The 7,011-nt window shown below is 68.6% G+C and carries 8 protein-coding genes; 5 read left to right on the top strand and 3 right to left on the bottom strand.

Translation table 11 applies throughout. The features are described 5' to 3' along the window. The first annotated feature begins 79 nt into the window (after positions 1–79). The 5 genes from ssd (at position 80) to IJ15_RS0118805 (ending at position 5,439) form a co-directional block, all read left to right on the top strand. Positions 80–1,093 carry a septum site-determining protein Ssd gene (ssd, locus tag IJ15_RS0118825; RefSeq protein ID WP_156112152.1) on the top strand — a complete coding sequence of 338 codons (1,014 nt, stop codon included), beginning with the start codon at positions 80–82 and terminating at the stop codon, positions 1,091–1,093. After that, complete coding sequence (locus IJ15_RS0118820) at positions 1,090–2,283, top strand: TadA family conjugal transfer-associated ATPase (RefSeq protein WP_031939890.1); 1,194 nt, start codon at positions 1,090–1,092, stop codon at positions 2,281–2,283. The genes ssd and IJ15_RS0118820 overlap by 4 nt, the downstream gene beginning before the upstream one ends. Then, the gene (locus tag IJ15_RS0118815; protein ID WP_031939889.1) at positions 2,280–3,086 is read left to right on the top strand and encodes a type II secretion system F family protein; all 807 of its coding nucleotides are present in this window, start codon (positions 2,280–2,282) and stop codon (positions 3,084–3,086) included. The genes IJ15_RS0118820 and IJ15_RS0118815 overlap by 4 nt, the downstream gene beginning before the upstream one ends. Next, a complete protein-coding gene (locus IJ15_RS0118810) occupies positions 3,086–3,697 on the top strand; it encodes a type II secretion system F family protein (RefSeq protein ID WP_156112154.1) in 612 nt (203 codons plus the stop codon). Before IJ15_RS0118815 ends, IJ15_RS0118810 begins: the two co-directional genes overlap by 1 nt. A 617-nt stretch (positions 3,698–4,314) precedes the next feature. Further along, complete coding sequence (locus IJ15_RS0118805) at positions 4,315–5,439, top strand: protein kinase family protein (RefSeq protein WP_031939887.1); 1,125 nt, start codon at positions 4,315–4,317, stop codon at positions 5,437–5,439. Positions 5,440–5,960: 521 nt separating this feature from the next. Here IJ15_RS0118805 and IJ15_RS0118800 read toward each other — a convergent pair. The 3 genes from IJ15_RS0118800 to IJ15_RS0118790 are packed head-to-tail and all read right to left on the bottom strand — an operon-like array spanning position 5,961 to position 6,981. Beyond that, complete coding sequence (locus IJ15_RS0118800; protein ID WP_031939886.1) at positions 5,961–6,362, bottom strand: Gp19/Gp15/Gp42 family protein; 402 nt, start codon at positions 6,360–6,362, stop codon at positions 5,961–5,963. After that, the gene (locus IJ15_RS0118795) at positions 6,359–6,610 is read right to left on the bottom strand and encodes a hypothetical protein (RefSeq protein WP_031939885.1); all 252 of its coding nucleotides are present in this window, start codon (positions 6,608–6,610) and stop codon (positions 6,359–6,361) included. The genes IJ15_RS0118800 and IJ15_RS0118795 overlap by 4 nt, the downstream gene beginning before the upstream one ends. Further along, entirely contained in the window at positions 6,610–6,981 is a 372-nt protein-coding gene (locus IJ15_RS0118790; protein WP_031939884.1) for a hypothetical protein, read from the bottom strand. Before IJ15_RS0118790 ends, IJ15_RS0118795 begins: the two co-directional genes overlap by 1 nt. Positions 6,982–7,011: the final 30 nt, after the last annotated feature.

The raw sequence follows: 7,011 nt of genomic DNA, 5'->3' as shown, positions 1-7,011 counted from the left end.
CCCGCGCGGTGCCGGAGCGACCACGCGGGCGGTGCCGTTCGGGGGTCGCGCCCGGGCACCCAACAGCCTTTGAGGCGTCGTGGGTCTGCCCGCACGCCGGGTGTGGGAGGGGGCCGGTCTGGTGGTGGTGGACGCGGCCGCGGCGCGCGAGTGTGCGACGCGACTGCCGCGCCGCGACCGGGTGCTACTCGTCTGCGACGGTCCGCCCACACTGCCCGACTGGCAGGCGGCCACGGCGGTCGGGGCGGAGAGCGTGCTCGGCATCCCCGACGACGAGGCCGCACTCGTGGCGGCGTTCGGCGATCGGAGTGCCGGACGGCAGGGCGACGGCACCGTCGTCGCGGTGATCGGGGGCTGCGGCGGCGCCGGCGCCTCGGTGCTCGCGGCGGCCGTCGCGGTCGAATCGGTCGCGTCCCGGGATTCCCGGGATCATGGGCGGACGGCGGGATCGGCGACGGCGGCAACCATCCTGCTGGACGCGGATCCGATGGGCGGGGGCGTCGATCTGCTGCTCGGTCTCGAGAACACGCCGGGGCCGCGATGGTCGGGCCTGACCGTCGAGGCCGGGCAGGTCTCGGCCGACGCACTGCACGCGGCACTGCCGTCGCCCCGTCCCGGGGTCGGTGTACTCGCCTGCGACCGTGGCCGCGCGCACGTCGGGGGACCCACCCCGGCGGCGGCGACGGCCGTCGCGGAGGCCGGTCGGCGGGCCGGTGATCTCGTGGTGTGCGACATCCCGCGGCATGCGTCGGCGGCCAGCGACAGCCTGCTCGACATCGCCGACATGGTCGTCGCAGTGGTGCCGGCGACGGTGCGGGCGGGTATGGCTGCCGAACGAGTCCTCGCCCGGGTTGCGGAACGGAATCCGCATCAGGGCATCGTCGTTCGCGGACCGGCGCCGGGCGGGCTGCGGGGCGCCGACCTCGCCGACACGATCGGAGTGCCACTGCTCGCCACGATGCGTCCGGAGCCGCACCTCGACGTGATGCTCGAGCGGGGCGGGCTCGACCTCGGCTCGCGGTCCCCGCTGGGGGCGGCAGCGCGGGCGGTACTCGGTCTGCTCGGTGCCCGGCCGCGGCGGTGGTCCGCGTGAAGGGAACCGCGGCGAACGTGCTCGCGTCCACCGACCTGCTCGAGCGGGTGCGCGACCGCCTCGCGCTCACCGAGGGGGAACTCACCCCGGCCACGGTGGCGGCTGCCATCCGCACCGAATCGGGTGGGGTCCTCGGCGATACCGACCTGCTCGTCGCACTGCGAATGCTGCAGACCGAACTCACCGGTGCCGGTCCGCTCGAGGCGCTGCTCGCGGTGCCCGGCGTCGCCGACGTCCTGGTCACGGCACCCGACGAGGTGTGGATGGACCGCGGGACCGGGCTCGAACGGACCCCGGTGTCCTTTCCCGACGAGGGCGCCGTGCGGAGGCTCGCGCAGCGACTGGCGCTGTCCGCCGGGCGCCGCCTGGACGACGCGCAGCCCTCGGTCGACGGTCGACTTCCGTCGATCGGCAACGGCGACTTCGGTGTTCGCCTCCATGCCGTGCTCGCGCCGGTCGCGCAGGGCGGCACGTGTGTGTCGCTGCGGGTGCTGCGGCCCGCGACGCAGGGACTCGACGAGCTCACCGCGAGCGGTGCGGTGGACGCCGACGCACGCGCACTGCTCGACGCGATCGTGCGGGCGCGGCTCGCCTTCCTCGTCACCGGCGGAACCGGTGCCGGCAAGACCACCATGCTCGCGGCGATGCTCGGCCAGGTTGGTGCGGCGGAGCGCATCGTGTGCGTCGAGGACGCCGCCGAACTCGCACCCGCTCACCCGCACGTGGTCAGGTTGGTCGCACGTGCCCCGAACGTCGAGGGCGTCGGCGAGGTGACGGTGCGGGACCTGGTCCGGCAGTCGCTGCGGATGCGGCCGGATCGCATCGTCGTCGGCGAGGTGCGGGGCGCCGAGGTGGTCGACCTGCTCACGGCCCTCAACACCGGCCACGACGGCGGCGCCGGGACGGTGCACGCCAACTCGCCCGGCGAGGTCCCGGCGAGGCTCGAGGCCCTCGCTGCGCTCGGCGGGCTGGATCGGCAGGCCCTGCACAGTCAGCTGGCCGCCGCGGTCCAGGTGGTGCTGCACGTCCGACGGGACGCGGCGGGCACCCGAAGACTCGTGGAGATCGGTGTTCTGGAAAGGGATTCGGCGGGAACCGTCCGTGTCGTGCCGGCGTGGACCCGCGAATCCGGTGTGGGGCCCGGGTCCGGGGCGTTGCGTGAGCTGCTGACCACCAGGTGCGCACAGTGATCGCGGCGATGCTGTGCCTTGCGGCGGCGATACTGGCGGTCCCGAACGGCCGCACGGGTCGTCGGCTGCGCGCGATGTCCTCGGCTGCCCCGCAACCCGTGAGCCCGCGGTGGGTGTCACTGCTGAAGCTGTCACCGTTCGATCTCGCACTCGCAGGATGCGTTCCGCTGGCCGTGCTCGGCGCGCCCAGCGCCGCGGTCGCGGGCGCCGTCGCGGCGGCCACGGCCCGAGGCCGCCGCCGTCGGAGCGTGGTAGCGGCTCACCGGGAGCGGGAACGCAAGAGCGTGCTCGCGGGCCTGGACGTCGTGATCGGAGAGTTGCGGGTCGGGGCGCACCCCGCCGCTGCGTGCGAGTCCGCCGCACAGGAATGCGGTGGCGCCGCGTCGGATGCGTTCCGGAGCGCGGGGGCGCGCGCTCGACTCGGCGGATCCGCGGCGAGCGGTCTGGTCGCGAAGGACGGCGTCGTGGCCGACGACCTGCGGCGGATCGCGGACGCGTGGGCGGTTGCCGAGGCGCACGGTCTCGCGCTGGCCGACCTCCTCCATGCTGCGCGGACGGATCTTCTGGGACGCAGCAGATTTCGTACCCGCGCCGAGGCCGGACTTGCGGGGGCGCGGGCAACCGCCGCGGTCCTGGCCGGGCTGCCGGCCCTCGGAATCGGACTCGGCCAGCTCATGGGGGCGTCCCCGTTACGGGTCCTGCTCGGTGGGGGCCTCGGTGGAGTCCTGCTCGTGATCGGCACGGCGGCGGTCGCGCTGGGACTGGCGTGGACGGACCGCATCGTCGGCCGGGTGGTGGGCTGATGTGGGCGGCGTCCATCCTGCTGGCGGCGGCGGTCCTCGTCGTACCCGGTTCGGGTCGGGCACGCCGGCGATTGCGGACGTCGGGGGTGCCGGACGTCGGAGCGGCGAGTCTCGGCGCGGCCACCACCGACGGGGCCGGCGCGCGCACCGCCGACGCCCCGGCGGACCCGATGGCGGTCGCGGGCACGTTCGACCTGTTGGCGGCATGCCTCAAGGCAGGGCTTCCCGTGTCGACCGCGGTCGCGGCCGCGGCGCGGTCGGCGCCGGGTCCGCTCGCGGAATCGTTGCGGCGGACGGCGGACCTGCTGGCGCTCGGCGCCGATCCGGCAACGGCGTGGGACGTCGTGGCGGCGGAACCGGCGACGGAGGCGCTCGCCCGGATGGCGCGGCGTTCCGCGCGGTCGGGTGCCGCGCTGTCGGCGGCGATCGGGGAACTGGCGGCGCAGCAGCGCAGTGACGCCGAGGACGCCGCGGTCGCGGCGGCCGAGCGCGCCGGCGTCCTCGTCAGCGGTCCGCTGGGACTGTGCTTCCTACCCGCGTTCATCTGCCTGGGAATCGTCCCGGTGGTGATCGGGTTGGCCGGTCGGGTGCTCGCGGGTGGGCTCCTGTGACCGGGGGAGGGGACTCCGGTGCGGAAGGGCCGCACCGGAATCGATTGAAGGGGAAAGCAAATGTGGGGGAAGAAGTTTCAGGAGATCCAGGCACGACTCGTCCTCGCCGCGACGGCCGACGACGGCATGTCGACCGCCGAGTACTCAGAGGCTGCGTTTTACACCCCTGGGCTTGGTCGTCGTTCCTCTCCTCAGTCCGACGATAACCAACGGGGCGCGAGTAGCACAGTCCGTCCAGCTCGCGGGGCGGCACTTCGGTGCGAGGGGTGCGCACCTCCATCGGAGTCCAGCCCAGCCGCGTCCTACTCCAGGGCGGGGCTACTCGTGCTGGCCTGACACGGTGAGGGGCTAGGTCCGTGGGTCGCAATGGGACAAGCCCGCAGGGCTAGGGGGACAAGCGAGGGCCAATGGTCTAGCCGCCCGAAGGGCGTCCGTAAGGCTGGGCCAGCGGCCACCAAAAGGGGGCTCGACGTTAATGCCCTGACCTGCGTCATGCCGATCGCTTGAAAACGGATCGGTGATGACAAGATGCAGACGTGACTAAACCAGGGGAGCGACGTCTAGAGCGGGTCCTTAGACAATACAACCACGAGCTAACCCATCCCGACTATCTTGAGTTGTACCTCTCCGACCAGCATCGTTTCGCGAACGGGGATCATCCGCTAAAACACGCATTCGCTTCGATCCACGAGCGTCTCGACAGCGAGTTCGATTGGATGAACACCAAGGCTCGCAATGGGGAGCCGGGGCACTTCAACGCAGACAACAGTCGCTCACTGCTTGATCTGATTAACGAAGTGCGCGAGTTGAACACCGCGTTGGAGAGGGCTGGAAAGTCCCTCACAATCGCACCGGAGTATCAGCGGGTTCTGGACGGTTCCAAGGGGTGGCTACTCGCGAGCGGCGGAAGTCCGATCCCCGAAGGATTCACGCCCGTGCTGGTGGAGAAGTACGACCCGGTGTTCGGGCTGTCCGACACCGCCCTGGAACTAGCCGATCACTCCAAGGTCGATCTCACCGTCGTGGGCGAAGGCGCCTACGCGATCGTCCACAAGTTTGTGGATCCGAACTACGACCTGACGATCGCCAGGAAGAAGCTGAAGCGAGGGGCAGACGAGCGGGACATCGAACGGTTCCGTCGTGAGTACGAGATCATGAAGGATCTCGACTTCCCGTACGTCCTCAAGGTCTACCGGTACAACGATGAGGAGAACTCCTACACAATGGAGTTCTGCGAGAGCACGCTCGAGCAGTACATCAAGCGCCGAAATAACCAGCCCAGTCTCAACTTCGACTTCCGGCGAAGGATCGCCCTTCAGTTCCTCTTCGGACTTAACTACCTGCACAGGAGTGGCATCTGCCATCGGGACCTGAGCCTGAAGAATGTCCTGCTCCACGAGTACGACAGCCGGGCGGTCACGGTCAAGCTCTCAGATTTCGGCCTGGCGAAACCACGCGATTCCGACTTCACGAGAGTGGAGACCGAGATCCGGGGAACGATTGTGGATCCCACACTCGACGCGTTCAAGGATTTTCGGCCAATCAATGACATCTACGTGGTCGGATTCGTCCTGTCGTACATCTTCAAAGGCACCCAGCAACTCCTACAGGGCACCGATCCGCTCAGCAAGATCATCCAGAAGTGCTCCCATTCAGACCCGACACAGCGGTATCAGGCCGTGCTTGAGATCATCGCGGCGGTCGAAAACCTAAAGATCAAGCCGGAAGGAACTCCGGCCTGATCACGAGGTGCCGTCGTCGGTCTCCGTCCTCGAAAAGGTTCTCCAACGCCTACCTGCGTTCGGGAGGTCACCAGAACTTCCACGTGACTACGTGACCACTGTCCGGATCGCCGCGGCCGGCCTTCTATGCATCTACAGCTCTACAGCTCTACAGCTCTACAGCTCTACGCCTCTATGCCTCTATGCCTCTATACGACTCGTCGAGGAGTCGAGGAGTCGAGGAGTCGAGGAGTCGAGGAGTCGAGGAGTCGAGGAGTCGAGGAGTCGAGAGGGGATCCCCAGGTCAACGGCCTGGGGATCCGCCGTGTAGGAGAGCCTCCGCGCGTGACCGCGTGACCACGTGACCACGTGACCACGTGACCACGTGACCACGTAGCGACGTATATACGCATAGTCACATATGTGACTATGGGCAGTATCACGGCATGACGCATGACGCATGACGCATGACGCATGACGTCATGACGCTCGACGCTATGACGTCAAAGAGGCAAAGAGGCAAAGAGGCTGCTACCCCACGGCTAGCCCCCGGAGCCGAACGACGGACCTCGGACGGGTGCAACGAGGTTGGGGACGATGGAAAAGACCTTGCTCGGTCGAATCCCGAGCGTCTGCCACTCCTCGGGGAGGATCTCGAGCTTGCCCGAGGATGCCTCGCCGTTGAACTGGTACGAGTACCCGCCGTCGGTTTCCGACGTGTACCCCTCTGGGTTGCGGACGACCCGCAACACTGCCTCGGCCTCGATGTCGACCACATCGGCCTTGTCGATGTCTCCAGCCGCGATTCGGTCGGCCAGGTCAGGGATCCGGCGAACGATCATGCGTTCGACCTGTTCGAGCCGGCGATCGATGAGCGTGATGACCTCAGGCTCAGGCTCCTTCGCCCACAGCGTGGTTACGTCGGCGGATGTCGCGTACGTCATTGGGTGAGTGCCTTTCGGTAGAACTCAGCGGCCGACATACCGGCTGCATCCATCACGGGAGAGGTCAGAACCTGGCCCTGACCTGGTGCGGCGTGGTTGAGCCAGTCGACGACGTGGCCTCTCAGTGCCTGGTAGTCGCTGGGGGTACCCAGACCCTGCAGGGACCGGAGATCGTCCGGCAGGAGGGCAGCCAGAGCCTCGGGGCTCGAGGCCGACCGGGTGCGGTTGTGTCGCTTCGGTCGTCCCATCAGGCACCCGGCTTCCAGCGAGCTGCAGCGCCGAGCTTGCCCAGCTCGGACCGAGACAGGGTCTCCTCGTCGTCGGGACACGACAGCGCCTTGAGTAGCTGCGCCATCTGCGCCCGGTACTGCCGCAGCTCCTGCAGCTCGGGCATGGCCACCGGCTGCCCCTGCGAGCCTCGTACGCGGAGATCGTCGGCTGCGTCGACTACTGCCTGCAGCCGTTTGACCACGTCAGCGGTCCGGCAGGCCTCCTCGAGGATGGCCCTCCGTTCGGGAGCGTCTGCGAAGTCGTAGACCTCGTGCAGCTCGCGCCAGAGCTGCTTTCCACGGGCTAAAAGGCCCTTTGGGGCTCTGGGAATCTCTGGTTTCTCGGCCATCAGGCCTCCTTTATGGGTCGTTTGAGAGGC

The organism is Prescottella defluvii (assembly GCF_000738775.1).
GTDB classification, from domain to species: Bacteria; Actinomycetota; Actinomycetes; order Mycobacteriales; family Mycobacteriaceae; genus Prescottella; species Prescottella defluvii.
Note: the sequence above shows the minus strand (reverse complement) of the source record. Positions and strands in the feature narration are given on the sequence as shown.